The organism is Tenacibaculum litoreum (assembly GCF_964513915.1).
GTDB classification, from domain to species: Bacteria; Bacteroidota; Bacteroidia; order Flavobacteriales; family Flavobacteriaceae; genus Polaribacter; species Polaribacter litoreum.
On record NZ_CAZEQS010000004.1, the window covers coordinates 129,251 to 156,250 of the forward strand.

The following is a 27,000-nucleotide window of genomic DNA, read 5'->3' on the forward strand; positions in this document are numbered from 1 at the left end:
ATTGATATCAATACAGGTTTTTTACACTTTTTAGGATGATTACTATCCTACTTCTTCTTGAGTTCTTAATCTCTGAACGTAAGATGCTTTAATCATTTGAGCACGTTTTGCTACAGATGGCTTAGTAAACTGCTTTCTGTTACGTAATTGCTTCATCGTTTTTGTACGATCAAATTTACGTTTATAACGTTTTAACGCTCTATCGATATTCTCTCCTTCTTTAACTGGAATGATTAACATATTTTTGCACCTCCTTTCATCGTAGTTTCTATATCTTTAAAAATCGACAACAATCAGTATATCAATTAATTATATTATTTTATTTCATTTTGGACGGCAAAGATACAAAGTATTCTTTAAAAATACATTATTTTATTTCTTTTTAGTTTAAAATGAAACAAATAAAAATCCTGCAAAAGCAGGATTTTTACTTATATATTTATCAAGAACCTATATGTAAGTTATTATTCTTTCTTATCAAGAATCCTTTTTACAAAAGGAATACATTATGTAGCTGGCCTATATTCCTTCTTATCGATTACCATTTTTGCAATAATTTCTTTCAAGATTTCTGAAGTACCCCCTCCTATTGGTCCTAATCGACTATCGCGTAATAAACGCGCCATTGGATACTCTTCCATATAACCATAACCTCCTAGTAATTGTAAAGCATCGTATATAACCTCATCAGCCATTTTAGTAGATAATAGTTTACTCATACTTGCTTCTTTTACCACATAAATACCATCATTTAAACGTTTTGCTATTGAATAGTTATATTCTCTACACATATCTACTCTACTAGCCATTTCCGCTACTTTATGACGTAAGGCTTGAAATTTATCTAGTGTTTTTCCAAAAGCTTCACGTTCGCTCATATATTGTACTACATAATCAACAGCATATTCCGCACGCGCATGGGCATTGATTCCCATTACTAATCTTTCTAAAGCAAAGTGCTGCATTATATATGGAAATCCTTTACCTTCTTCTCCCATTAAGTTTTCAGCAGGTATTACCACATTATCAAATGCTATTTCAGCAGTGTCTGAAGCTCTCCAACCTAATTTATCTAACTTAGTTGATGATATTCCTGGAGCATCTCTATCAACGATAAAAATACTCATTCCTTTATGCTTATCCTCAGGATTAGTTTTGGCGGCCACTACTAAGTAATCAGAATATACTCCATTTGTGATAAACGTTTTTGAACCGTTAAGTACATATGTATCTCCTTTTTTTATTGCTGTAGTACGCATTCCTGCTACATCACTTCCTCCAAAAGGTTCTGTAATACATAAACAACCTATTTTATCTCCTTCAATACTAGGCGTTAAGTATTCTTTTTTTATTCGATCATCTCCTTCTTTATTTACATGTGTCATTGCTAAATAAGCATGTGCCCACATGTTAGCTGCAAAACCTCCTGAGTTTATTTTTTGTAGCTCTTCTAAAAAAATAACAGTATAAAAAAGATCTAAACCTAACCCTCCATATTCTTCTGGTTGATTTAAACCAAAGTACCCCATTTCACCGAACTTCTTCCAGATAAAACGCTCTACCGTACCTTCTTTCTCCCATTTATCTATATGAGGAACTACCTCTTTTTGTAAAAAATCTCTAAAACTCTGACGAAAGGCTTCATGCTCTTCGGTAAAGTACATACTATTCATAGTGGTTTGTTTATTAAATTTTGTTGTTTGCTTATTTTGCTTCCAAATATAAGATTATTCTATCGTATTTATTTAATGGAAAATCTTTAATATTTCTTAATTCTGATATATCTTGTAATTCTGCTACTTCATCTCGATATTCAAAAATCTTTTTACATAACTCATAATTGACGTAAGGATTTTTCAATACTTCTTTAAACTTAGCTGTATTTACATTTACTTTTTTAATAGTTGGCTTTTTTACTACACTAAAGGTTTGCATGACTTTGTCTGCTACAACTTTATTTAAACCCCAAACTTCATATAATTGTTTTGAGAATGAATATCCTTGCAATTTCTTTCTATACTTTATAATTCGAGAAGATAACACTTCTCCCACACCACTAATAGTTTCAAAGTCTTGTTGAGTGGCTTTATTAATATCATTAGTAGAAATTTTATACTCCTTATTATATGTATGTTTTTCAATTAAACCTAACTCTCTTTTACTTTCCTTCTTTTGGTTTTGTTTTTTCACAACCCAATCTGGAAATTTAAAATAAGGAGCTATCCTATTCAATAGACTATCAGATATTTTTGTTACTTGTTTAAAATCTTTAGCTGAATTAATCCATTTATTTTGTTTTCTATAATTATGTAATCTATCAATCTCCTCTACTGACATCCCTAGTTGATAACCTTTAAAGTCTGTTATATAATTTGGATTAAATGAATATAATTTTGGTTTTCTTTTACCCAATTCAATTCTTCCCAAACTATCAATAGTATTTTGAAAAGCTACTAACTCTTTCTTATTTATGCCCTCCACTTTTCCTGAAGAAAAATCTACATATACATATATAAGTTGTAAAACAACTATTACAAGTAACAAAAAGAAAACCCCATTTCTTTGGCGTTTGTTATACCAGAAATGGGGTTTAAATATTTTCATTCGTAGTTAATTTTACATATGCTCTGTAACATCTACAGCTCCATCTTCGATCGCTTCTTCTTTCTTATTAATCGCATTCATATATTTAGTCAATTCCTTTTTTATTACCGGTGACAACATTACTACTCCAATAATATTCGGAACCACCATTGCAAAAATCATTGCGTCTGAAAAATCAATTACTGCTCCTAAACTAATAGATGCTCCAACAACAACAAAAAATAAAAATAAAATTTTATATACTAAATCAGTTATTTTTCCTTTACCAAATAAAAATTTCCAACCCTGCATACCATAATAAGACCATGATATCATTGTTGAAAAAGCAAAAAGTATTACAGCAATTGTTAGCACAACTGAGAAATGAGGTATTACAGAATCAAAAGCTACAGCTGTCAATTCAACACCTTCTTTAATTGGAACCCCATACTGCATAAACTGACCATCAAAATTCGTTATAATAATAACCAAAGCTGTCATTGTACAAATAACAACCGTATCAACAAACGGTTCTAATAATGCTACGATACCTTCACTTGCAGGATATTTTGTACGAACTGCTGAATGCGCAATTGCAGCTGAACCAACACCTGCTTCATTAGAAAAGGCTCCCCTTCGAATACCTTGTATCATAACTCCAATCAGACCACCTGCTATACCTAACCCTGAAAAAGCACCTTCAAAAATTAACCCAAAAGCATCATCTATCAACGTAAAGTTTGCAAATAAAATAATGATTGCTGCTAAGACATAAATTCCAGCCATAAAAGGAACCACTTTTTCAGTTACCGAAGCTATTCTTTTAATACCCCCAATAATTACTATTGCTACTAAAACAGCCATTACTAATCCAAAATACAACCCTGCATTAGGTCCTGTCAAGTCAAAAAGTTTAGTAAATTGAGCTGCAGCTTGATTAGCTTGAAACATATTTCCTCCACCAAAAGAACCTCCAATAACAAAAATAGCGAATAAGACCGCTAAGATCTTACCTAATTTACCAACACCCTTTTCTTTAAGACCTTTTGTTAAATAATACATTGGACCTCCATACACTACTCCGTCTTCATCTACATCTCTATATTTAACTCCTAAAGTACATTCGGCAAATTTAGAGGCCATCCCTAACAACCCTGCTAATATCATCCAAAAAGTAGCACCCGGACCACCTATTGACAAAGCTACTGCAACACCTGCAATATTACCTAAACCTACCGTGGCAGATAGTGCAGCTGTTAAAGCTTGAAAGTGAGAAACCTCACCGTCTGCCGAATCATCCCGAATAGTTTCAAAAACATCTCCTCCAGGAGTTTGATCTCCATACAATGTATCTACTCCATGCTTTTCAATGTCTTCATACTTTCCTCTTACAACTTGAATTGCAGTTTTAAACCCTACAAAATTGATGAACTTAAAATACAACGTAAAATACACCGCTCCACCTACTAAAACTATTAATACCCAAGGTATCTTAAAATTTTCTGAAAAAGGAATTTCATAAAATATTGCGTTTACAAACCACCCTGTATAATCTTTAAAGATTGAATCTATTTTTTCTGTTGTACTTTCAAATGCGAAAGTGAACATTGGTGCTAAAGTAAAAAGCAACGTTAGTAGTCTTTTATTCATGATTTGTATGATTAGATTTTGAATTAGTAGCCCGCAATATCATAAAAAAATGTACTTACAACAAGTTTTCGTTGTTAAATATAGTTTTTACGTTAGTTTTTCTTTAAATTTTTGTAAATCTTCTTGAAATGATTTTGGGTTTAACCCCAGATATTCTCTTGTTTTAGACAAATCAAAACCTGTTATAGCTGGTCGTTTTGCTCTTTGATTAAGTATAGCTGTAGAAATTGGTTTTATCAAGTTTTTATCTAACTTAAAAACCTCTGCTATTTGCTGTGCAATATCGTAAATACTCAACAATGTATTTGATGATATATTAAAAACTCCTAATGCTCTTTTATCTATTGATATTTTACATGCTAACGCCAAATCTTCTGCATAGGTTGGCATGCGAAACTGGTCGTTTACTATAGTTATCTCTTTCCCTTCTTCCAACGTTTGTTTTACCCATAAAACTATATTACTGCGAGACATATCATATACTTTTCCGTATACTAGTATTGTGCGCAAAATAGTGTAATCTGTCGTAGATTCTGTTAAAATTTCTTCTGATTTCAGTTTTGAAACCCCATAATAACTTAATGGGTTAGGTGTATCAGTCTCTTTATACGGACCAGCTTTACCATCAAATATAAAATCGGTTGAAATATGGATTAAATGAGTTTTATTTTCTTCAGAATAGTTTTTTAAATACTGGACTACATCTACATTTAACTTATCACAAGCTACCTTATTGGTTTCACAAGCATCAACATTTGTCATTGCTGCTGTATTAACAATAACATCTGGCTTGTACTCCGAAAGTTTATCATAAAACAAAGATTCATCTGTAATATCAATTGAAACATAATCGAAGTCATCTCTTCCACTTCTATTTTTCCCTCTTGAAAAACCTACAACCTGATACTTTTCTTTCTCTTCTAATAATAGATTTACTAAAGTTTGCCCCAGTAAACCATTACTTCCAGTTACAACAACTTTCTTCATTAAAAAATTCTTCTAAGCGTTTCTATTTGCTCAGGACGTCCTAAAACAATTAAATTCCCTCCTGCTTCCAATTTCACCGAAGCTTCAGGGTTAATAATATAATCTTTATCAGGAGTTCGATACCCTATTACTGTACATCCTGTTTTCTTTCGTAAATCTAAGTCTAGAATTGTCTTATCAATATATTTTTCAGGCAAACCATTAATAGCAACCTCTTCTAAATTTGCAGTAGTTTCACCTTCTATAGTTAATCTATCAACAAACTCTATAACATCGGGAGTAACCACTAAAGAAGCCATGTGTGACCCCCCTAACTTATCAGGCATTATCACATTATCTGCTCCAGCAATTTTTAATTTACTATACGAAGTTTCTTTTGACGCTCTACTTATTACTTTACAATCCTTATTTAGTTGTTTTGCTGTTAATACCACAAACAAGTTATCAGCATCAGAAGGTAGCGCAGTTATTAAGTTTTTAGCATTCATTATACCTGCTCTTAATAAAGTTTCATCAAGTGTAGCATCTCCTTGAATAGTTAGCGCTCCTTTTTCGTCTAATTGCCTCACTATCCCATCAGACTTTTCAACTATCACTATTTTCTTCTTATAATTCTTTAATTTTGAAATAGCTTGTTTACCATTTCTTCCATAACCACACACAATGGTATGCCCTTCTAATTGTTCTATTTGTTTTTGCACTTTTTTTACTTTTAGTTGATGGAAAAATTGTCCGCTAATTAAATATTCTGAAAATGAAGAAACCGCATAACCAAAAATAAATAAACTAGATATTATCAGCCCAATAGTAAATAGCTTTTCTCCTGTACCAAACGGATGCACTTCTCCAAAACCAATGGTACTAATGGTTATAATTGTCATATATAAAGCATCTATTAGAGAGTACCCAAAGAATACCATATAACCTAACACCCCCACCGAAACGATCAGTACAGAATAAGTTATTGCCTTATATAATCTTGACTTAAATACAGTGTTTATCATAAATCAAAAACAGAAGTTCTTTTAGTATAAATCATATCTTTTAAACGCAGTAAAAACGCCATGGTTAAATACAAGCCAAAAGACAAACCTACTGTTACAAACGATATGTATATAAAAAACAGACGTACGTTGGTAGCTCGCATACCTAAACGGTCTGCAAATCTAGAAGATACATTAAAACCATGTCGTTCAAAAAAATGTCGTACAGAATGGATAAATTTCATTACACTATTTTTTTCAAGATATAAAAATTCTCATTTAAAATTAAATCTTTTTCTAACTTCACTTCGTTATTATATTTTTGGGAAAGACTAAAGTAATTTTGATCATTTATTAATTCATAACTTTTACTTTCTCTATAAAAATCATCTTCAATCGTCTGCCAATCTGATGCTTCAGTTTTCACCATTTCTTTATTACAAAAGTCGAGTAATTTTTTAAATCCTTCTGACTTTTTTAAACCTTTTTGAAATGAAGCACTTCCTATATAATCTCCTTTTCCCTGCAAAACTGAAAAGAAATCAAAAAGCTTATCAGTGTCTTTTCTTGATAAAAAGAACAACACTCCTTCTATTAAAATAAATGAGGTTTTATTTTTTTTAATCGCTTTAATTCTTTTAAGTAAGCCCTCTACATAATCCTCATTAAAATCAACTCCTATAAAATGGATTGTTCTTTTTGGTAACTTTTCTTGATTTTGAAGCTCTTTAATTTTTTCGTTTTTATAATCAACAATCTCTTTCTTATCTATTTCTATATTAACTATATTTTTATCCAATAGAAAAGGATACATACTAAAACCTGATCCAAAATTAATAAGAACTTCTGGTTTCAGCCTTTCAATCTCTTCAAGAAAAAATCTATTTCTCAAACAATGCGCTGACACTTCTTCTAAACAAACTTGGTCAAGATATTTTTTCACTAAAACATTCGTTCTAGAATTATTCCAAAGTTTTGCATATACATCCTTACTCAAACCTTCGTTTAAAGACCTAAATATTGATGTAACAAACGCTGTTTCGTGTATTTCTATACCTAAACCACTCATTAATACGCAAGATACTACTTTCAGTTTATTTGTTGACAATCACTACTTCAAAATAAATTTGGTTTTGGTAACTTTGCTGTTTTTGGTAAAATCCTCACTTTGAAAGAACAAGAATACATAGAAGTTTACGGAGCCCGAGCTCATAATTTAAAAAATATTGATGTTAAAATTCCTCGTGAAAAGCTAGTTGTAATTACTGGTTTAAGCGGGAGTGGAAAATCTTCTTTAGCTTTCGACACCATATATGCTGAAGGACAACGTCGTTATATTGAAACTTTCTCAGCTTATGCACGTCAGTTTTTGGGTGGCTTAGAAAGACCTGATGTTGATAAAATAGACGGACTTTCTCCTGTAATTTCTATTGAGCAAAAAACAACAAACAAAAGTCCTCGTTCTACTGTAGGAACTATTACTGAGATTTACGATTTCCTTCGTTTACTATTTTCTCGTGCAGCAGATGCTTACTCATACAATACAGGTGAAAAAATGGTAAGTTATTCTGACGAACAAATCAGAAAATTAATTTTAAAAGATTTTGACGGAAAACGCATTGCCATTCTTGCTCCATTAATTAAATCAAGAAAAGGGCATTATCGTGAATTATTCGAACAAATTTCTAAACAAGGTTTTGTTCGTGTTCGTGTGGATGGAGAGATTCGAGAGATTGAAAAAGGTATGAAACTTGATCGTTATAAAACGCACGACATCGAAGTAGTTATTGATCGTTTGGCTGTGAATGACACTGCTGAAAAACGCCTAGAAGATACTATTAAAACTGCGTTGTACACGGGTGATAATATTTTAATGGTAATCGATGTTGATGATGAAAAACCTCGTTATTTTAGTCGTGAACTCATGTGTCCTACTACTGGAATTGCTTACCCTAACCCCGAACCAAACACTTTTTCGTTCAATTCACCAAAAGGAGCTTGTTCACATTGCAACGGACTAGGAATTACCAACGAGATAAACCATCAAAAAGTAATTCCAGACGATAGTATTTCTATAAAAAACGGAGGAATTGCACCTTTAGGTGAACAAAAAAATAGTTGGATTTTTAAACAGCTTCAAACTATTGCTGAACGTTATAGCTTTAAGTTAACCGACCCTATAAAAAGTATTCCAAAAGAAGCTATGGAGATTATTCTTCACGGTGGAAAAGAAAAATTTGAAATCCAATCAAAAACTGCTGGAGTTACCAGGAATTATGAGATTGATTTTGAAGGTATCATTGCCTTTATTGAGAATCAATATAAAAACTCAGAAAGCACTTCCATTAAACGTTGGGCAAAAGGTTTTATGGATGAAGTTACTTGTTCAGTTTGTGACGGAAAGCGTTTAAAAAAAGAAGCACTTCATTTTAAAATCACTGATAAAAACATTAGTGATTTAGCCCAAATGGATGTGTTAGAGTTAGCTAGTTGGTTTCAAAAAGTTGATAAAAAACTGTCTGAAAGACAATTAACTATTGCTTCTGAAATTTTAAAAGAAATTCGCACACGCATTCAGTTTTTATTGGATGTTGGCTTAGATTATTTAACATTAGATAGAACCTCAAAATCTCTTTCTGGTGGAGAAGCACAACGTATTCGACTTGCAACACAAATAGGTTCACAACTTGTAGGTGTCTTATATATTTTAGATGAACCTAGTATTGGTTTACATCAACGTGATAATCAAAAATTAATTGACTCTTTAATTAAACTTCGTGATGTTGGAAACTCTGTTTTAGTTGTTGAACATGATGAGGACATGATTAAGAATGCTGATTTTGTCTTAGACATTGGTCCTGGTGCTGGTCGTCATGGAGGAGAAATTGTTAGCGAGGGCAACTTTGACGAGTTAAAAAGTCATGATACTCTCACTGCTGACTATTTATCTAGAAGAAAAGAAATTGAGGTTCCCAAAAAGCGTCGTGAAGGAAACGGAAAAACAATCTCATTAAAAGGAGCCTCTGGAAACAACTTAAAAAATGTTTCCGTTGAATTTCCTTTAGGAAAAATGATTTGTGTCACAGGTGTTTCTGGTAGCGGAAAATCTACCTTAATAAATGAAACCCTCTACCCTATTTTAAACGCACATATTTATCGAGCAGTTAAAAAACCGATGCCTTACAAAAAAATTGAAGGTTTAGAACATATTGATAAGGTAATTGATATTGACCAGTCTCCTATTGGCAGAACTCCACGTTCAAACCCTGCTACTTATACTGGAGTGTTTAGTGAAATACGTAGTTTATTTGCAAAAACCCCAGAAGCCTCTATCAGAGGATATAAACCAGGTCGTTTTAGTTTTAACGTAAAAGGCGGACGTTGTGAAACCTGCCAAGGTGGTGGTGTTCGTGTAATAGAAATGAATTTCTTACCAGATGTTCATGTAGAATGTGAGACTTGTCAAGGAAAACGTTTTAACCGAGAAACTCTAGAAATTCGTTATAAAGGAAAGTCAATTTCTGATATTTTAGAAATGACGATTAACGAAGCTACAGCATTTTTTGAACATATTCCTAAGATATATAGAAAATTAAAAACAATTAAAGATGTTGGTTTAGGATACATTACACTCGGACAACAGTCCACCACACTTTCTGGTGGAGAAGCACAACGTATTAAATTAGCATCAGAGTTATCAAAAAGAGATACAGGAAATACCTTTTATATATTAGATGAACCAACAACCGGACTTCATTTTGAAGATATTCGTGTGTTGATGGATGTTTTAAATAAGTTAGCAGATAAAGGAAATACTGTTTTAATTATTGAACACAACTTAGATGTAATTAAACTCGCCGATTATATTATTGATATAGGTATGGAGGGTGGTAAAAAAGGTGGTAAAGTATTAACTTTCGGAACTCCTGAAGAAGTCTCTGAACACAAAAAAAGCTACACAGCAAAATTCTTAAAAAAAGAGTTAAAAAAGTAAGATAACAACATTTCTCATTAATAGATAATTTATTTTACACATATTTTTTTTGATTTTAAATTAGTTTATATAAATTTATGAGCTGATTTTTTGTAAAAGAATCAATTAAATAGTATTCCCCCGAAATTATTTAAACATGAGAAAAGAAAAACAATCTGCCTTATTAGCGGATAATTGCCCGCTTATTTGCGAAACGTACAAGAACATAATATCTAAAATAGCTAGATTAAACCCAAACTTTAATTTTAACACGGACATTACTTATAATTGTAATGGGGCTTACGATATTATAAAAAAGACAATTGAAAAAGAAACATCTTTAAACTTTGTTCTCTTAGACTTAAAACTTTCACCTGCTAAAAACAGAAAGATTCTATCCGGTGAAGATTTAGGACTTTTAATTAGGAAACTACTACCTAGCACAAAGCTTATTGTTTCAACTGATTGCAATGATAATTATAGAATTCATAACATTTTTAAAAGCTTAAACCCTGAAGGCTTTCTTGTTAAAAGCGACTTAACTTCAAAAGAATTGAAGAATGCTATAAAAAATGTAACAAACAATATTCCTTATTATAGCAAAACTGTTTTAAGTCTTTTAAGAAAAGAAGTATCAAATAATTTTTCTATAGACTCAATAGACCGACAAATTCTATATGAACTTTCATTAGGTTCTAAAATGAAAGACATGCCTAATTACATACCACTTTCTGCGGCTAGTATTGAAAAGCGAAAACGACATTTAAAAAAAATATTCAATGTTAAAGCTAAAGGAGACAGAGAGTTAATATTGGTAGCCAAAGAGAAGGGCTTTATTTAAAAAAATGAAAATTACGGTTTCCCCATACTTTTTTTATGGTTTTTTTTATAAAAAAACAATTATCAACACATAGCTTTGGGAAGATTAAAAATAGCTATCCTTAAAAACCTTTTTACTTTTGAAAGACACATTAATCAATTTAGTACAAAAATTACTTAAGAAAAATAGTATTTCTTTTGACAAAGAAGAATTAGCTTTTCAAATTCAAAGCCATCCTTCTTATCCTAGTTTACATGCAATTACAGGAGTTTTAGATCATTTTAATATTGAAAATGTTGCGGCCGATGTTCCTGTTAATTCAGAAACACTTTCTCAACTCCCCGACTGTTTTATTGCTCAAATAAATAGTGATTATGGTCAAGATTTGATTGTAGTAGAAAGAAAGAAGTCAGATTATATAATTTACGATTCTGAAAATAAAAAAACAAACCTTACTGAAAGTAAATTTCTAAATAAATTCACAGGAATTATTGTTGCTGTTGAAGAAACTGAAGACTATCAAACAACCAAAAGCAACTCCAAATTAGTTAAAACTATCGGTTTTTCTCTACTTACTGTTTTTGCTTTATTTTTTGTTTTTAACAATTCAACTTCATGGTACAACACTTTTTATTTCTTACTTTCTATAACAGGTGCTGTTATTAGTGTAGCAATTATAAAACAAGAACTTGGATTAAAAACTTCTATTGGTGATGCTTTTTGTTCAGGAACTGATGATAAAAAAGATTGTGATGCTGTATTAACCTCTAAAGGTGCTGAAATTTTAAAAGGATATAAATTAAGCGATTTTAGTATGCTTTATTTTATAGGATTATCTCTTTTAACTTTTACTCAAATTTCTAATCCTGTAATTTCATATACTATTAGTTTACTTGCAATACCTATAACATTATATTCTTTATACTACCAATACGCAGTAGTAAAAAAGTGGTGCCTTTTGTGTTTAAGTATTGTTGGTGTGCTTTGGTTACAAGCATTAGCTCCTGTATTAACAAACAACTACATTAATACTTTTATACTTAGTGATTTTGTTACTTTAGGTTTAATAGCTTCTTTTACTTGGCTAACCTGGAGTTACATAAAACCTTTATTCACTGAAGTTCAAGAGCTCAAAAAAGAAAAGATAGCAAGTGTAAAATTTAAAAGAAACTATGCGCTATTTGATAGTTTATTACAAAAGTCACCTCAACTTGACACTCAATTAACTAATAGTAAAGAAATCATTTTTGGAAACCTTAACTCCAACCTTGAAATAACAATAGTTACCAATCCTTTTTGTGGGCATTGTAAACCTGTTCACGCTCATGTTGATGAAATCCTTAAAAGATATCATAATAATGTAAAAGTTAAAGTAAGATTTAATGTAAATGTAGAAGACAAGAATAGTGATGTTGTTAAAATTACTAGTAGGCTCATAGAAATTTACAATACACAAGGAGAGAAAGAATGTCTCCAAGCCATGGATGCTATTTATGAAGGACAAAAACCTGCTGTTTGGTTAAAAAAATGGGGAGAGTGTTTTAACAAAGAAACCTATACTTTAGAGTTAGAAAAAGAGAAGAATTGGTGTACGGAAAATGCTATCAACTTTACTCCTGAAATCTTAGTAAACGGAAAGTCTTTTCCAAAAGAATATAACAGAACTGATTTAATATTATTTATTGAAGACTTGGAGGAAAACTCACAAACTTCTAATGTTTCATTAAAAACAGCATAAAAACAAAGCCCTAAAAAGGGCTTTGCGTTTTTGAACAAAATTCTCTCGCGAAGAATAGACACATTGGTGAGTGTCTTTAAATGTTCGCCGCAAAAGTAACCTTAATATTTTAATTATGAAAAAACAAATTCTAAATTTAGGTAAAGCTTTAAAAAAAGCGGAACAAGCCCGTATTAATGGCGGAAACGGAACTTGCACACCTCAACAATGTGCAGATGAATATAATAAAACAGCATTTGACCCACTTCCTTCTTCTGCTTTTAGATGTGAAAATAATAGATGTATAATAATAATATAAATTATGAAGAACTCAATTTTAAACTTAGGAAAAGTTTTACATAAAACACAACAAATGCATATTAACGGAGGAAGAAAACAATGTGATAAAGACAGAGACGGTATCTGTGAGGATTATGGAGTACACTGTGCAGAATTTCATTGTAGTTTTATCATATAACCAAAAAACTTAATCATGAAAAAATCAATTTTAAACTTAGGTAAAACCTTAAATAAAGCTCAACAAATCAATATTAATGGTGGTAGAAAAATGTGTGACACAAATAAAGACCGTATATGTGAAGACATAGGTGACCACTGTGCCGAAACATATTGTACTTTAGGCCCTCATCCTTTTTAAACCATTAAAAACTAAAATTATGAAAAAATCAATCCTAAATTTAGGTATCCCCTTAAATAAAACTCAACAAATCAATATTAATGGTGGTAGAAAAATGTGTGATACCAATAAAGATCGTATATGTGAAGATATAGGAGATCACTGTGCCGAAACATATTGTACTTTAGGTCCTCATCCTTTTTAAACCATTAAAAACTAAAATTATGAAAAAATCAATTTTAAACTTAGGTACCCCCTTAAATAAAGCTCAACAGACCCAAATTAATGGAGGTAGAAAAATGTGTGATACAAACAAAGACCGTGTATGTGAAGATTATGGTCCACATTGCGCCGAAATATATTGTAGTTTCATTTTAGACTAAAAAAAATGAAAAAATCAATTTTAAACTTAGGTGAACCTCTAAATAGAATTAAACAAATGCAGATTAACGGAGGTAAAAAGCAGTGTGATAATCATTACCAATGTGGTAGTGGCTATTGCTGTAATACTGCTGGATGGTGTCAGTTATTTGGTGATCAAGGTAGCACAGGATATTTGTGTGATGGAAGTATAATTTAACTAAACAAATTATGAAAAAATCAATTCTAAATTTAGGAAAACCACTTAATAAAACAGCTCAAAAATTAATTAATGGTGGCGGAGCTGTAGGCTTTTGTGACGGCCAAGGTAATTGCCCATCAGGCCAATATTGTGAGGGTATATACTGTTACGTAAATGATGGAGGCAGTGATGGCTCTGGTGATAATAACTGTACAGGACCATGGCAATTTTGCCCTAATGGCGGTATAAGCTGTACAGGCTGCTAACTAACCAATATAAAAATTAATATATTTTTTATGAAAAAACAAGTTTTAACCTTAGGCAACGTTTTGGATAAAACACAGCAAAAACAAATTAATGGGGGGCAACCAATGCCTGATCCAAGATGTAAATGCTTCTGTTATTTAAATTCAACAAAATACACAACAGATTGTCAATCATTATGTCCAAATGGAGACATACCCGGAGTGTATGAAGGAACACCTGCTTCTTGTTTTGGTGATTACCCTATATAATATTTTTTATCTAAAATTACACCCATTTAGATTCTGTATAGTGAGCGAGATTCTTTACAACAAGTTGGAAAAATTAGATATGTAACAACTATTCCAAGTCAAAGAAGATGTTTTTTCCAGTCGTACAATTTTAATACAATACTATAAAATTATTATTATTCAAATTGCACCTCTGAAAACACATCTTTAAAAGTTATTAATTATTTAGCTCTTAGTAATTTTAAAAACTAGGTTAGAAATTGTATATTCCTAGCCTAGTTATATCTTATACCAAAATTGAACTTGAAAAAATTCCCAAACTACAAACAAACCGAAGCAAAAGATTGCGGACCTACTTGTATTAAAATCATAGCTAAACACTATGGAAAAACTATTAACACACAACAACTTAGAAAACTTAGCGAAACTACACGAGAAGGAAGTAGCCTACTCGGCTTAAGTGAAGCTGTAGAGTCTATAGGTTTTAAATCTCTAGGCATAAAATTAGCTTTTAACAAACTTAAAGAAGCTCCTTTTCCTTGTATAGTTCACTGGAATAAAAACCACTATGTAGTTCTCTACAAAATAAAAAAGGACACTGTTTATATTTCTGATCCTGCTCATGGATTAATTACTTTCACAAAAGAAGAATTTATTCAGCATTGGATTGGTAATAATGCTGATGAAAACACTGAAGAAGGAATTGCTTTATTAGTGGAACCTACTCCTAAATTTTATCAAGAAGAGTTTGAAGAAGATGAAAAATTTGGGTTTTCATTTATTTTCAAATATTTATATAAATACAAAAAATTTATAGTTCAATTAATCATTGGGCTTCTTGCAGGTAGTTTACTTCAACTAATTTTACCTTTTTTAACTCAAAGTGTAGTTGACGTAGGTATCAAAAACCAAGATTTAAACTTTGTATACCTTATTTTATTTGCGCAACTGTTCCTTTTTATTGGAAAAGCTTCTTTAGAAATTATTAGAAGTTGGATTTTACTACACCTTAGTACTAGAATCAATATTTCTTTAATCTCCGACTTCTTTATAAAGTTAATGAAGCTACCTATCTCTTATTTTGATGTTAGGATGACAGGGGATTTACTACAAAGAATTAACGACCATAAACGTATTGAAAGAATTTTAACCACATCATCATTAACAGTATTATTCTCTTTCTTCAATCTTATAATTTTCAGTTTAGTTTTGGGATATTATAGCTTACAAATTTTCGGAGTATTTGTACTAGGAAGTGTGTTATATTTTGGTTGGGTATTATTCTTCTTTAAAAAACGAAAAGAACTAGATTATAAACGCTTCTCTCAAGTAAGTCAAGAACAAAGTAAAGTTATTGAACTTATTAACGGGATGCAAGAAATTAAGCTCCACAATGCTGAAAGACGTATGCGTTGGAATTGGGAGTATGTGCAAGCACGCTTGTTTAAAGTAGCTACCAAAAGTCTTGCTTTAGAACAAACACAAAGTGTGGGTTCTAATTTTATCAATGAACTTAAAAACATGTTCATTACCATACTTTCTGCAAAACTAGTTATAGATGGTCAAATTACCTTAGGTATGATGATGGCTATTAGCTACATCGTTGGTCAATTAAACGGTCCTATCACACAGCTAATTAATTTTATGAGAGATATACAAGATGCTCAAATCTCTTTAGATAGACTAGGCGAAATACATAACATGGAAGATGAAGAAAAACCTGGTGATGAAAAAGTAACTACAATCCCAGATAATGCGTCTATAAAACTAAATAATATTTCTTTCAGATATACAGGTGGTTTAGAACCTGTTTTAAAAGATTTATCACTTAAAATTCCTGCTAATAAAACAACTGCCATAGTAGGTGTTAGTGGTAGCGGTAAAACTACTTTAATGAAACTACTACTTGGTTTCTATCAAGTTGACCAAGGAGATATTATGATAAACAACTTCAATTTGAAAAATGTATCGCAAAAAGAGTGGAGAAGAAATTGTGGCGTTGTAATGCAAGAAGGGTACATATTTAATGATTCTATAGCTAAAAACATAGCTGTAGGTGAAGATTATGTTGATAAAGAAAAATTAGCCCATGCAATTGATGTGGCAAACATTGGTGATTACATTGAAGGTTTGCCTTTAGGCTACAACACAAAAATTGGTAGTGAAGGTAACGGATTGAGTACTGGTCAAAAACAACGATTATTAATTGCTAGATCCGTCTATAAAAACCCTAAATTTTTATTCTTTGATGAAGCTACTAGTGCATTAGACGCCAATAACGAAAAGGTTATTATGAGTAAACTTAATGAGTTCTTTGCTGACAAAACAGCTGTTGTTATAGCGCACCGATTAAGTACTGTTAAAAATGCACATCAAATAGTAGTCCTTGAAAAAGGAAAAATTATTGAGAAAGGAAGTCACGAAGAATTAATTAAACTAAAAGGAAGTTATTATCATCTAGTTAAAAACCAACTAGATTTAGGTAAATAAAAATATTCTCTCGCGAAGAATAGACACAAACCTTGAGTGTCTTTAAATTATTCAAGGATTTTATCAAATTTAAATTATTTTAAAATGAAAAAATCAATCTTAAACCTAGGAAAAACTTTAAACAAAGTACAACAAAGAGAAATAAACGGAGGAGGCAACCTCCCTTATACTAACAGTAGAGATTGCGAAAGCAATAATGGAATATGGTATGAATGTGTTCAACAATGTTACAATAGTTTAGAACCTCATTTTAACCCATGTCCTGGAGTACTATAACCCTTTTAAATTAAAGATCATGAAAAAGCAAATTTTAAACTTAGGAAAAAGCTTAAATAAAATAAAACAAAAATCAATCAATGGTGGAGGAACTCAATCATGCCCTCCTACTAACTGTTACTATGGTAATAGTGACACAGAGTTATTTGGTGGAGCTGTCTATTGTGGTAGTTGTGGTGACTACAACAACCTTCCTTCTAGCTGTCAAAACAAAGTTAGAGTTGGATATTATTGTTTTGGTATATAATTTAAAAAATAAGAAAATGAAAAAATCAATTTTAAACTTAGGAAAAGAATTAAATAAAAAAGAACTACAAAAATTACATGGTGGTTCCTCTAATAACAGTTGTTATATTATAGATGAAGGACCTTATGGTATTTTATGTTCAGATTGTTGTAAACTACAAGGAGACACCTGTGTTCCTGATTACACTCAAATCTGTCAACAATCCTAATAGTCGCTTTTTATCTCACAACTAAAATTAGTATAAAAATAATTTAATTATGAAAAAATCAATATTAAACTTGGGTAAAAACTTAAGTAAAGTAGAACAGAAACTTATTAATGGTGGTTATCCTTGTAAAACAGAAAAAGACTGTTACGATCAAGATGGTTCTGGAGACCCTTTAACACCTTGGGAATGCTATAACGGAATTTGTATCATGTCCTAATTAATAATTTATTTCATTGGTGCTCCTACTATTAATACAGGAGCACCTTTACTTTCTCTAATATGCCAAACAATACTCAAGATATAGAAATTCGTAGTGAAGAAGTACAAGAAATTTTAACTCATGTGCCTAATTGGATGATTCGTTGGGGCAATACCTTACTTCTTGGCCTTATAATAATGTTATTATTCATTTCATGGTTTGTTAAATACCCTGATGTTATATCTACGGAGGTAATGGTTACCACCTCTACTCCACCTGAAAAAATTTATGCTAAATCAACTGGTCAGTTTGAAACTTTTTTAACGAGTGAAGGTAAAAATGTTTCTGAAGGTGATGTTTTAGCGGTTATTGAAAACAGTGCTTCTTACAAAGATGTCTTACTATTAAAGAGTATTGTCGATACAATCGAAGTAAATCAACAAAAATTCTTTTTCCCTGTTGATAAAGTTCCACCTTTAATTTTAGGAGACATAACTTCTAGCTACTCTCAGTTTGAAAACGATTATTCTGAATATGTTTTAAACGAAAAACTAACTCCGTTTAAATCTGAGAACTTCGCAAACCAAATGTCTGTTATAGAAGCTAGAGGTAGACTACAAATTTTATTATCACAAAAAGAACTAAACTTAAAAGAGCTAGAGTTTAAAGAAAAAGACTTAGAGCGTAGTAGAAAAATGTTCGGGCAAGGAGTTATTTCTGCCAAAGAAAAAGATCAAAAAGAGATAGAATATTTACAAGCAAAACGATCATACAAAACTTTAGAGTCTTCAATTTCACAAATAAGAGAATTAATCAATAACTCTGCAAAAAACTTAGAAGGGACCTCTATAAAAAAAACACAACAAGATACACGCCTTAAAAAGAAAGCTATACAATCTTTCTTGTACTTAAAAAAAGCTATTAAAGATTGGGAAAAGCAATATGCTTTAACTTCTTCAATAGATGGTAAAGTATCCTTCTTATCATTTTGGAATAAAAATCAAACTGTTAATACGGGTGATCTAATATTCACCATTATTCCTAACAAAGGAAATTCATTTATCGGTAAAATAGAAGCACCTGCCGCTAACTCTGGTAAAATAAAGAAAGGTCAGAAAGTTCAAATTAAACTATTAAACTATCCTTCTGACGAATTTGGTGAATTAAATGGAAAGGTAAAATCTATCTCTCTTATACCTAATGAAAAAGGCAATTATCTGGTAGATGTAGAATTACCCCAAAATCTAGAGACCACATACAATAAAACAATTCCTTTTAGACAAGAAATGAAAGGAGCAGCAGATATAGTAACTGAAGATTTACGTTTGATAGAACGCTTTTTCTATCAACTTAAAAATATTATTAAATAAAAATTCTCTCGCGAAGAATAGACATAAACCTTGAGTGTCTTTAAACTGTTCAAGGATTAACTAATTTTAATTTTTTAATCATGAAAAAATCAATTTTAAATTTAGGAAAAGCTTTAAACAAGTCTGATCAAAAACAAGTCAAAGGAGGGACAAAATTAACAACACCTGGAGAATGTGACGCTATAGAAGGTAATATTCCTTACGGTTGTCCTTGTAAAAGTAATTGGTGTGCATCTGGCTTACATTGTGACACAACACAACAAAGCCATTTAGATGGTATATGCAGTTACAACTAATAACCTAAACTTTTTAACACTTATAAAGCTTCTAATTAATTTCGAGACTTTATACTCAAAATTTTAAACTATGAAAAAACAAATTTTAAACTTAGGTAAAAACTTAAATAAAACTGAACAAAAAACTATTAATGGTGGTAACCCCATCTGTCCTGAGGGCTATGCTCTAGAGCTTTTATGTCAATCACAACCTGAAAACCCTTGTTGCACATTTATTATGTTGTAATAATCTTAGGTAACTATACATAATTTTACACTAAAGGCATACTAATTACCTAATATTATTTTCATGTATAAAGAGTGAGTTTATCTCGCTCTTTTTTTATATCTCTCATCTCATAATTAATAAAAAAAGCCCTAAATTAGCAGGCTTGCTAAAAATCAAATATTAGCAGCTTAATTTGTTATTTAATATAAAAGTAGAAGAATTATGAGTCCGAATGATGACAGAAAAATTAGAGAAAAACTACAACAAAAAACTTGGAACGAAATAAAAACAAATGATTCTTGGGCAATATTTAAAATTATGTCTGAGTTTGTAGAAGGTTATGAAAAACTAAGTAAGATAGGCCCTTGTGTATCTATTTTTGGGTCAGCACGTACAAAAACAGATGCCTCTCACTACAAATTAGCAGAAGAAGTAGCTTTTAAATTAACACAAAGTGGTTTTGGAGTAATTACAGGTGGTGGTCCTGGTATTATGGAAGCTGGTAACAAAGGAGCTCATCGAGGAAAAGGTACCTCAGTAGGTTTAAACATTGATCTTCCTTTTGAACAACACGATAACCCTTGGATTGATAATGATAAAAACTTAAATTTTGATTACTTCTTTGTTCGTAAAGTAATGTTCGTAAAATACTCTCAAGGTTTTGTTGTTATGCCTGGTGGTTTTGGCACAATGGATGAACTTTTTGAGGCAATTACTTTAATTCAAACTAATAAAATTGGTCGCTTTCCTATTGTTCTAATTGGTAAAAAGTTCTGGGCTGGGTTATTAGACTGGATTAAAAATACTCTAATTGCAGAGGGTAACATTAGCGAAAAAGATTTAAATTTATTCAGAGTTGTTGATACTGCTGATGAAGCTGTTGAGCACTTTAATAAATTCTATGCTAAATATCAACTGAAACCAAACTTCTAAAAATATTTATCTTTAAAGCTCATTGAAAATTCAATGAGCTTTTTTATTTTCACGAGGTTTATTAAATTATAAATCTTCTTAAAAGACCTTATATAATATTGAAACAGAAAACACTCCTCTTATTATGTGCTACCATCTTGTATTGCTTTAAAATAGTAGCACAAGAAAACTCTGTTGAAATAAAAGCTAAACTAGATGTAAACAAAGATGTAGTTCATATTTTACAAAAAACAACTTTTTTCAATCATTCATCATCCAACTTACATCATATTTTCTTACATAATTGGGCTAATGGTTATAAAAATGATAACACCCCTTTAGCTAAGCGATTTATTGAGGATTATAAAAAAACATTTTACTTTTCAAAAGAGAAAGATAGAGGTCATAGTAAAATAAGAAACCTAACAATAAACTTCAAAAAAGTTTCATTTAAAGAAAGGAAAACTCAGCAAGACATTATTAAGGTATCGCTTAATAAACCTCTAAAACCAAAAGATAGCTTAATAATCCGCATGTCATATTCTGTAAAGGTTCCAAATGCAAAATATACAGGATATGGAAAAACAAAAACAGGATATCATCTACGATTCTGGTATATAACTCCTGCTATATATAATAAAAAGTGGGAATTAATGAGTAACTTAAATTTAGACGATTTATACGAAGAGCTCTCTAGTTATTCTATTTCCATAGATATTCCTAAAAATTATCACATAGAAAGTAACCTATATCAATATAAAACTGAAAAAGAAAACTACACCAATTACTATTTAGTTGGAGCAAAAAAGAAAGACATTATACTTCATATAGATACTGTCAGAACTTTTAAATCTTTTAAATTAAAAGATAAAGAGGTAAAAACAGATGCATACCTAAAAAAAATCCCTAATAATGAAACAACAAAAATCATAAATCGACAAATACAATTTATTGAAGACTTTATAGGAAAGCACCCTCATCCTGAAATACTTGTTGATTCACGAACCATTAACAAAAATTCGTTACATGAAATTTATGGTCTTCCCAGCTGGCTAAAACCTTTTCCTAAAAACTTTAGATGGGAAACAGGATTCTTTAAAGCCCTTACCCAAAAGTATTTTGATGATGTAATTATTCAGAATCCAAGAAAAGATTATTGGCTCACTGATGGATTACAAACATATTTAATGATGGAGTATGTAAAAAAATACTATCCAAATGTCACTTTTTTGGGAAAGTACTCCAAGTACTGGCCCATAAAAACCTACAACATTGCTAAATTAAAACAAAACGATAAATACCCTCTCGTTTATCAGTTTAGCTCTCGTAAATTTTATGACCAACCTTTAACAGCATCTAGCGACTCTCTTTCTAATTTTAACAGAAAAGTTGTTAGCAAATACAAAGCTGGTTTGGGTATTAAGTATTTACATGACTTTGTTGGAGACAGCATCTTAAGAGAATCTGTAAAAGAGTTTTACGTTAAAAATCAGCTAAAGCCTTCAAACAGTAAATCTTTTGCTGAAATTCTTCAAAAGAAAACTTCAAAAGATTTGCAATGGTTTTTTGGTGATTATATCAATACAGACAAAAAAATAGATTACAAAATAAGAAAGGTATCCTACACCAAAAATAAAGACTCTCTATTCGTTACGATTAAAAATAAAAGAAGCTTTACAGCTCCTGTAGCACTGTATGGTATTCAAAAGAAAAAAATAAAACATAAAACTTGGGTTACTGGTGTAGATTCTACTAAAACAATAAAAATTAAAAGAGGTGATTTTAACAAGCTAGCTTTGAATTATGAAAATAACTATCCTGAATTTAACTCTCTAAATAATTTTAGAAATGTAAATAATAACATTATAAACAAACCTCTTCAATTACGTTTTTTTAAAGATTTTGAAAACCCATACTATAATCAACTATTCTATTACCCTGATATTAAGTACAACTTGTATGATGGATTAATACTTGGGGTAAACATAAATAACAGATCACTCGTTAGTCATAACTTTCAATTTAGTTTAACTCCTAACTATGGTCTTAAAAGTAGAAACCTAACCGGATCTTTCTCTGTAGGATACAATCATTTTTTAAGAGACTCCAAGATTTACAAAATACGATATGGAATTTCAGGAAGTAATTTTCATTACGCACCTGAATTAGGGTACAATACTTTAAGTCCGTTTATTAATTTTCAATTCAGAAGAAATACACTCCGTGATATTGGTTCTAAGTTCTTAATAGCCCGTATGGTTAGTGTTCATAGAGAATTAGCTCTTAACAGTACTCAAAACGATCAAGATAAATATAACATTTTCAACCTGCGTTATATCAACAACAAATTTGATGCTATTCACAGAATTAGATATGCTGCTAACCTCGAGGTAAATTCTAATTTTAGTAAAATATCTACTGATTTTCGTTATAGAAAGTTTTTTACCGCTAACGAAAGTTTTGAAGTCCGTTTTTTTGGTGGACTCTTCCTATCTAACAAAACGGAAGGAAATTACTTTAGCTTCGGATTAAACAGAGGTAATGACTATTTATTTGAACAAAACTTATTTGGGCGTTCTGAAAATGAAGGCTTTTTCAGTCAACAATTTGTAGTTGGTCAAGGAGGCTTTAAATCTAAGTTTAAAGAACCTTACTTTGCGAATCAGCTTATAACATCTATTAACACTAGTGTGAGCGTATGGAAGTGGGCTGAAATTTATAATGACGTTGCTATGCTGAAAAACAAAAATACTTCTCCTAAGTTTTTCTATGAAAATGGTATTCGATTAAACTTCCTTCCTGAAATATTTGAATTTTATCTTCCAATTTACACCAACGAAGGTTTTGAGGTTAACAAAAGAGCTTATCCTTCAAAAATTAGATTCATTATTACAACAGATATTGATAGAATTTACAACTTCATTAGAAGAGGTATATTATAGATACTTCAATAAAAATTGATTTTTCCTCTTTTTTTTGAAAAATATTCAATGAAAAGAGAAATTTTTAAATTTCAACTAAAAAACCTATCTTTGTAACCATACCTAAATTAGATGATTATGACGCAAAATACCGAAATAGCTAATACTCAACAGCTTTCTTTTCAAGATTTTAAAAGTGAAGTTTTAAAGGACTATAGAATTGCTCGTATTAGTCGAGAATGTAGTTTATTAGGAAGAAGAGAAGTTTTAACAGGTAAAGCTAAGTTTGGAATTTTTGGAGATGGTAAAGAAGTACCACAGTTAGCGATGGCTAAAGCTTTTCAAAATGGAGACTTTAGATCAGGTTATTATCGTGATCAAACATTTATGATGGCTATTGGAGAATTAACTCCACAACAATTTTTTGCAGGTTTATATGCTCATACTGATATTGATGTTGAGCCTATGTCTGCTGGTCGTCAGATGGGAGGGCATTTTGCAACGCATTCTATAGATGAAAACGGAAATTGGAAAAACTTAACAGCTCAAAAGAACTCATCAGCAGATATTTCTCCTACAGCAGGTCAAATGCCTCGTTTGTTAGGATTAGCACAAGCATCTAAAATTTACAGAAATGTTGAAGGTTTAGAAAAGCACACTAATTTTTCAATCAACGGTAACGAAGTTGCTTGGGGTACTATTGGTAATGCTAGTACTAGTGAAGGGTTATTCTTTGAAACAATTAATGCTGCTGGTGTTCTACAAGTTCCAATGGTAATGAATGTTTGGGATGATGAGTACGGAATTTCAGTACATGCACGTCACCAAACCACTAAAGAAAGTATTTCTGAAATCTTAAAAGGATTCCAACGTGAAAATGAAAGTAACGGATATGAGATTTTCGTAGTGAATGGTTGGGATTATGTTCAGTTAATTGACACTTACAATAAAGCTTCTCAAATTGCAAGAGAACAACATATTCCTGTATTAATTCACGTAAAAGAATTAACTCAACCACAAGGACATTCTACTTCTGGTTCTCATGAACGTTACAAATCAAAAGAACGTTTACAATGGGAACAAGAATTTGACTGTATTGCGCAAATGCGTAAGTGGATTTTAGAGTTTGAATTAGAAAATGAAGATGGAGAAACTTTAAAATTTATTGATTCTGAAGAAGACTTAATCAATATTGAAAAAGAAGCAAAAAAAGAAGTTAGTAAAGCTAAACGTGATGCTTGGAGTGCATATACAAATGAAATAAAAGTAGAAGTAGCTGAAGCCATTGCTCTGCTAGATACCATTGCACAAAAAAGCAACAATGGATCATTCATTACAAAATATAAAAATGATTTAGCTGCTATTTCTGAACCTATCAGAAAAGATATTTTGGTTGCTGCTCGTAAAACTTTACGTTATTTACGAGATGAGGACTTTGCTGAAAAAACAGCTCTTCAAAACTTTATCAAAGCTTCAATAGATAAAGCTGCTGTAAAGTATTCAGCACATTTATTAAGTGAAACTGAATTAGCAACTGAAAATATTGCTGCAGAAGCTCCAACCTATGCTTCAGAAAAAAATATCGTAGACGCACGTATCATTATGCGTGATAATTTTGATGCTATTTTAGCAAAGCATCCTGAAGTATTAATTTTTGGTGAAGATGCTGGATATATAGGTGATGTAAATCAAGGATTGGAAGGCTTGCAAGAAAAATTTGGTGAGTTACGTGTTTCTGACACAGGAATTCGAGAGGCTACCATTTTAGGTCAAGGTATTGGAATGGCAATGCGTGGTTTACGCCCAATTGCTGAAATTCAATATTTAGATTATTTATTATATGCCTTACAAATTATGAGTGACGATTTAGCAACGCTACGTTACCGTACTTTTGGAAAGCAAAAAGCTCCATTAATTATCCGTACCCGTGGACATCGTTTAGAAGGAATTTGGCATTCAGGTTCTCCAATGGGAGGAATTATAAACAACGTTAGAGGTATTCATGTATTAGTTCCTCGAAACATGACTAAAGCTGCTGGATTCTATAACACTTTATTAGAGGGTGATGATCCTGCTTTAGTAGTAGAATGTTTAAATGGATACCGTTTAAAAGAAGAGTTACCAACAAACTTAGGAGACTTTAAAACTCCAATCGGTGTTGTTGAAACGATCAAAGAAGGAAACGATATTACCATTGTTTCTTATGGTTCTACCCTACGAATTGTCGAAGAAGCTGCTAAAGATTTAGCGCAAGTAGGTATAGATGTAGAAATTGTAGATGCGCAAAGTTTATTACCTTTTGACTTGAATCATGACACTGTAAAATCAGTTGCAAAAACAAATCGTTTATTAGTTGTTGACGAAGATGTTCCAGGAGGAGCTTCAGCATATTTATTACAAGAAATTGTTGAAAATCAAAATGGTTACAGACATCTAGATAGCAAACCACAAACCTTAACTGCTAAAGCACATAGACCTGCTTATGGTACTGATGGAGATTATTTCTCTAAACCATCTGCAGAAGATATTTTTGAAAAAGTATACGAAATTATGAACGAAGCAAACCCTGCTAAATTTAAGAGTTTGTATTAATAATTATTTTTCAAAATAGATTAAAATAAAAAAACGATTTTAGAATATTCTAAAATCGTTTTTTTATTGGTGTTTTTTTATAATTATTCAACTGTTTTCTCTGCTACTTCCTCAGTAGCTGCTTCTGCTTCCTGAGCATCTAAAGGCTGATTTTTAGATTCGTAGTCTTCTATTTTATTCTCTATAACTGGAATAAACTTAGAAGAAGATAAATCTAAATTATTTATAACATCTTTTAATGCCTTTATTCTTTCTGTCATTGTTGGTTGAGAGTTTGCTATCCCAGCAAATTTAGCAGCTGCTATATCAACTTCATCATTCGTTATGTTAGAAGTTTTTACCCAACCTTCTTCAATATATTTTCCTTCAGACCTTTTTCCTTTAACCTTAATCCAATTTCCTTGAGTTTCAGTTACAGCAATAATATCCATAATACTGTATTCTTTTTCTGTTTTAGTAAGTAAATCTGGTCTTTTATAAACTACAGCATTTTCTAGCATAGCTCCAACCTTACCATTTACAGCTAAAAAGGTAGACCTAGTCCATCCCTCTTTTCCGTCAATCAACTTTACCTTGTAATACTCTTTCTTCGAAACAGAATCAATAGTTTCTTCCCCTGTTAAGGTTACTTTTTCTCCTAAACTAATAGAAGTTATCCATTTCCCTTTAGCAGAAGCATTTTCTCTAATAGATAACTTATCTAATAAACAAATTGCTGAAGCAGTTTTTTCTTCTTTTTCACTAATAGACTCTTCAATTGCTGAAGTTTCTCCTTTGTTTTCTGAATTTTTGTTGTCTTTACAACCTACACAAATAGTAGATACTAATGTAATAGCAATTAATAATTTTTTCATTTTTATAAATTTTTGTCGCAA

At 31.1% G+C, this 27,000-nt stretch carries 31 protein-coding genes; 22 read left to right on the top strand and 9 right to left on the bottom strand.

Features of this window, described 5'->3' with window-relative positions; genetic code table 11:
* Nucleotides 1-42: 42 nt before the first annotated feature.
* The 8 genes from rpsU to ACKTTR_RS12055 all read right to left on the bottom strand — a co-directional run bounded on the left by rpsU (nucleotide 43) and on the right by ACKTTR_RS12055 (nucleotide 7,272).
* A complete protein-coding gene (gene rpsU / locus ACKTTR_RS12020; protein WP_028892869.1) occupies nucleotides 43-240 on the bottom strand; it encodes a 30S ribosomal protein S21 in 198 nt (65 codons plus the stop codon).
* Between the two features lie 266 nt (nucleotides 241-506).
* Nucleotides 507-1,673, bottom strand: coding sequence for an acyl-CoA dehydrogenase family protein (locus tag ACKTTR_RS12025; RefSeq protein ID WP_408028079.1), 1,167 nt, complete (start codon nucleotides 1,671-1,673; stop codon nucleotides 507-509).
* A gap of 31 nt (nucleotides 1,674-1,704) precedes the next feature.
* Nucleotides 1,705-2,604: a helix-hairpin-helix domain-containing protein gene (locus tag ACKTTR_RS12030; protein ID WP_408028080.1), complete on the bottom strand. Its 900-nt coding sequence runs from the start codon at nucleotides 2,602-2,604 to the stop codon at nucleotides 1,705-1,707.
* A gap of 12 nt (nucleotides 2,605-2,616) precedes the next feature.
* On the bottom strand, nucleotides 2,617-4,233 hold the full coding sequence (locus ACKTTR_RS12035) for an alanine/glycine:cation symporter family protein (RefSeq protein ID WP_408028081.1): 1,617 nt from the start codon (nucleotides 4,231-4,233) through the stop codon (nucleotides 2,617-2,619).
* 87 nt (nucleotides 4,234-4,320) lie between these two features.
* Nucleotides 4,321-5,220 carry an SDR family oxidoreductase gene (locus ACKTTR_RS12040; protein WP_408028082.1) on the bottom strand — a complete coding sequence of 300 codons (900 nt, stop codon included), beginning with the start codon at nucleotides 5,218-5,220 and terminating at the stop codon, nucleotides 4,321-4,323.
* Nucleotides 5,220-6,224 (bottom strand): potassium channel family protein, encoded by a 1,005-nt coding sequence (locus ACKTTR_RS12045; RefSeq protein WP_408028083.1) that lies wholly within the window; start codon nucleotides 6,222-6,224, stop codon nucleotides 5,220-5,222. The genes ACKTTR_RS12040 and ACKTTR_RS12045 overlap by 1 nt, the downstream gene beginning before the upstream one ends.
* On the bottom strand, nucleotides 6,221-6,448 hold the full coding sequence (locus ACKTTR_RS12050) for a PspC family transcriptional regulator (RefSeq protein WP_099214064.1): 228 nt from the start codon (nucleotides 6,446-6,448) through the stop codon (nucleotides 6,221-6,223). Before ACKTTR_RS12050 ends, ACKTTR_RS12045 begins: the two co-directional genes overlap by 4 nt.
* Nucleotides 6,448-7,272 carry a class I SAM-dependent methyltransferase gene (locus tag ACKTTR_RS12055; protein ID WP_408028084.1) on the bottom strand — a complete coding sequence of 275 codons (825 nt, stop codon included), beginning with the start codon at nucleotides 7,270-7,272 and terminating at the stop codon, nucleotides 6,448-6,450. The genes ACKTTR_RS12050 and ACKTTR_RS12055 overlap by 1 nt, the downstream gene beginning before the upstream one ends.
* Before the next feature lie 99 nt (nucleotides 7,273-7,371).
* Between ACKTTR_RS12055 and uvrA the strand changes: the two genes are divergently transcribed.
* From uvrA to ACKTTR_RS12165, 22 genes are all read left to right on the top strand, one after another.
* Nucleotides 7,372-10,197, top strand: a complete 2,826-nt coding sequence (gene uvrA / locus ACKTTR_RS12060; protein WP_408028085.1) for an excinuclease ABC subunit UvrA — start codon at nucleotides 7,372-7,374, stop codon at nucleotides 10,195-10,197.
* Between the two features lie 136 nt (nucleotides 10,198-10,333).
* Entirely contained in the window at nucleotides 10,334-11,017 is a 684-nt protein-coding gene (locus ACKTTR_RS12065) for a DNA-binding response regulator (protein ID WP_408028086.1), read from the top strand.
* A gap of 118 nt (nucleotides 11,018-11,135) precedes the next feature.
* A complete protein-coding gene (locus tag ACKTTR_RS12070; protein WP_408028087.1) occupies nucleotides 11,136-12,734 on the top strand; it encodes a vitamin K epoxide reductase family protein in 1,599 nt (532 codons plus the stop codon).
* Nucleotides 12,735-12,849: 115 nt separating this feature from the next.
* Complete coding sequence (locus ACKTTR_RS12075) at nucleotides 12,850-13,032, top strand: hypothetical protein (RefSeq protein WP_408028088.1); 183 nt, start codon at nucleotides 12,850-12,852, stop codon at nucleotides 13,030-13,032.
* Nucleotides 13,033-13,035: 3 nt separating this feature from the next.
* The gene (locus ACKTTR_RS12080; protein ID WP_408028089.1) at nucleotides 13,036-13,191 is read left to right on the top strand and encodes a hypothetical protein; all 156 of its coding nucleotides are present in this window, start codon (nucleotides 13,036-13,038) and stop codon (nucleotides 13,189-13,191) included.
* A 15-nt stretch (nucleotides 13,192-13,206) separates the two neighbouring features.
* Nucleotides 13,207-13,371, top strand: coding sequence for a hypothetical protein (locus tag ACKTTR_RS12085; RefSeq protein WP_408028090.1), 165 nt, complete (start codon nucleotides 13,207-13,209; stop codon nucleotides 13,369-13,371).
* A gap of 19 nt (nucleotides 13,372-13,390) precedes the next feature.
* Nucleotides 13,391-13,555: a hypothetical protein gene (locus tag ACKTTR_RS12090; RefSeq protein ID WP_408028091.1), complete on the top strand. Its 165-nt coding sequence runs from the start codon at nucleotides 13,391-13,393 to the stop codon at nucleotides 13,553-13,555.
* Nucleotides 13,556-13,574: 19 nt separating this feature from the next.
* Nucleotides 13,575-13,733 carry a hypothetical protein gene (locus ACKTTR_RS12095; RefSeq protein ID WP_408028092.1) on the top strand — a complete coding sequence of 53 codons (159 nt, stop codon included), beginning with the start codon at nucleotides 13,575-13,577 and terminating at the stop codon, nucleotides 13,731-13,733.
* A 5-nt stretch (nucleotides 13,734-13,738) separates the two neighbouring features.
* The gene (locus ACKTTR_RS12100; RefSeq protein WP_408028093.1) at nucleotides 13,739-13,930 is read left to right on the top strand and encodes a hypothetical protein; all 192 of its coding nucleotides are present in this window, start codon (nucleotides 13,739-13,741) and stop codon (nucleotides 13,928-13,930) included.
* 11 nt (nucleotides 13,931-13,941) lie between these two features.
* A complete protein-coding gene (locus ACKTTR_RS12105; RefSeq protein WP_408028094.1) occupies nucleotides 13,942-14,178 on the top strand; it encodes a hypothetical protein in 237 nt (78 codons plus the stop codon).
* 30 nt (nucleotides 14,179-14,208) lie between these two features.
* Nucleotides 14,209-14,427 (top strand): hypothetical protein, encoded by a 219-nt coding sequence (locus ACKTTR_RS12110; RefSeq protein ID WP_408028095.1) that lies wholly within the window; start codon nucleotides 14,209-14,211, stop codon nucleotides 14,425-14,427.
* Between the two features lie 282 nt (nucleotides 14,428-14,709).
* The gene (locus ACKTTR_RS12115; RefSeq protein ID WP_408028733.1) at nucleotides 14,710-16,896 is read left to right on the top strand and encodes a peptidase domain-containing ABC transporter; all 2,187 of its coding nucleotides are present in this window, start codon (nucleotides 14,710-14,712) and stop codon (nucleotides 16,894-16,896) included.
* A gap of 84 nt (nucleotides 16,897-16,980) precedes the next feature.
* On the top strand, nucleotides 16,981-17,172 hold the full coding sequence (locus ACKTTR_RS12120; RefSeq protein WP_408028096.1) for a hypothetical protein: 192 nt from the start codon (nucleotides 16,981-16,983) through the stop codon (nucleotides 17,170-17,172).
* 19 nt (nucleotides 17,173-17,191) lie between these two features.
* A complete protein-coding gene (locus tag ACKTTR_RS12125) occupies nucleotides 17,192-17,419 on the top strand; it encodes a hypothetical protein (RefSeq protein WP_408028097.1) in 228 nt (75 codons plus the stop codon).
* A gap of 16 nt (nucleotides 17,420-17,435) precedes the next feature.
* Entirely contained in the window at nucleotides 17,436-17,627 is a 192-nt protein-coding gene (locus ACKTTR_RS12130) for a hypothetical protein (protein WP_408028098.1), read from the top strand.
* 49 nt (nucleotides 17,628-17,676) lie between these two features.
* Nucleotides 17,677-17,844, top strand: coding sequence for a hypothetical protein (locus tag ACKTTR_RS12135; protein ID WP_408028099.1), 168 nt, complete (start codon nucleotides 17,677-17,679; stop codon nucleotides 17,842-17,844).
* A gap of 62 nt (nucleotides 17,845-17,906) precedes the next feature.
* Nucleotides 17,907-19,196, top strand: a complete 1,290-nt coding sequence (locus tag ACKTTR_RS12140) for an HlyD family secretion protein (protein ID WP_408028100.1) — start codon at nucleotides 17,907-17,909, stop codon at nucleotides 19,194-19,196.
* Between the two features lie 80 nt (nucleotides 19,197-19,276).
* Entirely contained in the window at nucleotides 19,277-19,492 is a 216-nt protein-coding gene (locus ACKTTR_RS12145; protein ID WP_408028101.1) for a hypothetical protein, read from the top strand.
* 70 nt (nucleotides 19,493-19,562) lie between these two features.
* Nucleotides 19,563-19,718, top strand: a complete 156-nt coding sequence (locus ACKTTR_RS12150; RefSeq protein WP_408028102.1) for a hypothetical protein — start codon at nucleotides 19,563-19,565, stop codon at nucleotides 19,716-19,718.
* Between the two features lie 204 nt (nucleotides 19,719-19,922).
* A complete protein-coding gene (locus ACKTTR_RS12155) occupies nucleotides 19,923-20,633 on the top strand; it encodes an LOG family protein (RefSeq protein ID WP_408028103.1) in 711 nt (236 codons plus the stop codon).
* 98 nt (nucleotides 20,634-20,731) lie between these two features.
* Nucleotides 20,732-23,554, top strand: coding sequence for a gluzincin family metallopeptidase (locus tag ACKTTR_RS12160; RefSeq protein ID WP_408028104.1), 2,823 nt, complete (start codon nucleotides 20,732-20,734; stop codon nucleotides 23,552-23,554).
* 117 nt (nucleotides 23,555-23,671) lie between these two features.
* A complete protein-coding gene (locus tag ACKTTR_RS12165) occupies nucleotides 23,672-26,125 on the top strand; it encodes an alpha-ketoacid dehydrogenase subunit alpha/beta (RefSeq protein ID WP_408028105.1) in 2,454 nt (817 codons plus the stop codon).
* An 83-nt stretch (nucleotides 26,126-26,208) separates the two neighbouring features.
* On the opposite strand, the gene ACKTTR_RS12170 is transcribed toward ACKTTR_RS12165, so the two are convergent.
* Entirely contained in the window at nucleotides 26,209-26,979 is a 771-nt protein-coding gene (locus tag ACKTTR_RS12170; protein WP_408028106.1) for an SH3 domain-containing protein, read from the bottom strand.
* Nucleotides 26,980-27,000 lie beyond the last annotated feature (21 nt).

Excerpts from the sequence above, each read along its gene's own strand:
- rpsU (WP_028892869.1), bottom strand. The coding sequence starts at position 240 with ATGTTAATCATTCCAGTTAAAGAAGGAGAGAATATCGATAGAGCGTTA.
- ACKTTR_RS12025 (WP_408028079.1), bottom strand. The coding sequence starts at position 1,673 with ATGAATAGTATGTACTTTACCGAAGAGCATGAAGCCTTTCGTCAGAGT.
- ACKTTR_RS12030 (WP_408028080.1), bottom strand. The coding sequence starts at position 2,604 with ATGAAAATATTTAAACCCCATTTCTGGTATAACAAACGCCAAAGAAAT.
- ACKTTR_RS12035 (WP_408028081.1), bottom strand. The coding sequence starts at position 4,233 with ATGAATAAAAGACTACTAACGTTGCTTTTTACTTTAGCACCAATGTTC.
- ACKTTR_RS12040 (WP_408028082.1), bottom strand. The coding sequence starts at position 5,220 with ATGAAGAAAGTTGTTGTAACTGGAAGTAATGGTTTACTGGGGCAAACT.
- ACKTTR_RS12045 (WP_408028083.1), bottom strand. The coding sequence starts at position 6,224 with ATGATAAACACTGTATTTAAGTCAAGATTATATAAGGCAATAACTTAT.
- ACKTTR_RS12050 (WP_099214064.1), bottom strand. The coding sequence starts at position 6,448 with ATGAAATTTATCCATTCTGTACGACATTTTTTTGAACGACATGGTTTT.
- ACKTTR_RS12055 (WP_408028084.1), bottom strand. The coding sequence starts at position 7,272 with ATGAGTGGTTTAGGTATAGAAATACACGAAACAGCGTTTGTTACATCA.
- ACKTTR_RS12065 (WP_408028086.1), top strand. The coding sequence starts at position 10,334 with ATGAGAAAAGAAAAACAATCTGCCTTATTAGCGGATAATTGCCCGCTT.
- ACKTTR_RS12075 (WP_408028088.1), top strand. The coding sequence starts at position 12,850 with ATGAAAAAACAAATTCTAAATTTAGGTAAAGCTTTAAAAAAAGCGGAA.
- ACKTTR_RS12080 (WP_408028089.1), top strand. The coding sequence starts at position 13,036 with ATGAAGAACTCAATTTTAAACTTAGGAAAAGTTTTACATAAAACACAA.
- ACKTTR_RS12085 (WP_408028090.1), top strand. The coding sequence starts at position 13,207 with ATGAAAAAATCAATTTTAAACTTAGGTAAAACCTTAAATAAAGCTCAA.
- ACKTTR_RS12090 (WP_408028091.1), top strand. The coding sequence starts at position 13,391 with ATGAAAAAATCAATCCTAAATTTAGGTATCCCCTTAAATAAAACTCAA.
- ACKTTR_RS12095 (WP_408028092.1), top strand. The coding sequence starts at position 13,575 with ATGAAAAAATCAATTTTAAACTTAGGTACCCCCTTAAATAAAGCTCAA.
- ACKTTR_RS12100 (WP_408028093.1), top strand. The coding sequence starts at position 13,739 with ATGAAAAAATCAATTTTAAACTTAGGTGAACCTCTAAATAGAATTAAA.
- ACKTTR_RS12105 (WP_408028094.1), top strand. The coding sequence starts at position 13,942 with ATGAAAAAATCAATTCTAAATTTAGGAAAACCACTTAATAAAACAGCT.
- ACKTTR_RS12110 (WP_408028095.1), top strand. The coding sequence starts at position 14,209 with ATGAAAAAACAAGTTTTAACCTTAGGCAACGTTTTGGATAAAACACAG.
- ACKTTR_RS12120 (WP_408028096.1), top strand. The coding sequence starts at position 16,981 with ATGAAAAAATCAATCTTAAACCTAGGAAAAACTTTAAACAAAGTACAA.
- ACKTTR_RS12125 (WP_408028097.1), top strand. The coding sequence starts at position 17,192 with ATGAAAAAGCAAATTTTAAACTTAGGAAAAAGCTTAAATAAAATAAAA.
- ACKTTR_RS12130 (WP_408028098.1), top strand. The coding sequence starts at position 17,436 with ATGAAAAAATCAATTTTAAACTTAGGAAAAGAATTAAATAAAAAAGAA.
- ACKTTR_RS12135 (WP_408028099.1), top strand. The coding sequence starts at position 17,677 with ATGAAAAAATCAATATTAAACTTGGGTAAAAACTTAAGTAAAGTAGAA.
- ACKTTR_RS12140 (WP_408028100.1), top strand. The coding sequence starts at position 17,907 with ATGCCAAACAATACTCAAGATATAGAAATTCGTAGTGAAGAAGTACAA.
- ACKTTR_RS12145 (WP_408028101.1), top strand. The coding sequence starts at position 19,277 with ATGAAAAAATCAATTTTAAATTTAGGAAAAGCTTTAAACAAGTCTGAT.
- ACKTTR_RS12150 (WP_408028102.1), top strand. The coding sequence starts at position 19,563 with ATGAAAAAACAAATTTTAAACTTAGGTAAAAACTTAAATAAAACTGAA.
- ACKTTR_RS12155 (WP_408028103.1), top strand. The coding sequence starts at position 19,923 with ATGAGTCCGAATGATGACAGAAAAATTAGAGAAAAACTACAACAAAAA.
- ACKTTR_RS12165 (WP_408028105.1), top strand. The coding sequence starts at position 23,672 with ATGACGCAAAATACCGAAATAGCTAATACTCAACAGCTTTCTTTTCAA.
- ACKTTR_RS12170 (WP_408028106.1), bottom strand. The coding sequence starts at position 26,979 with ATGAAAAAATTATTAATTGCTATTACATTAGTATCTACTATTTGTGTA.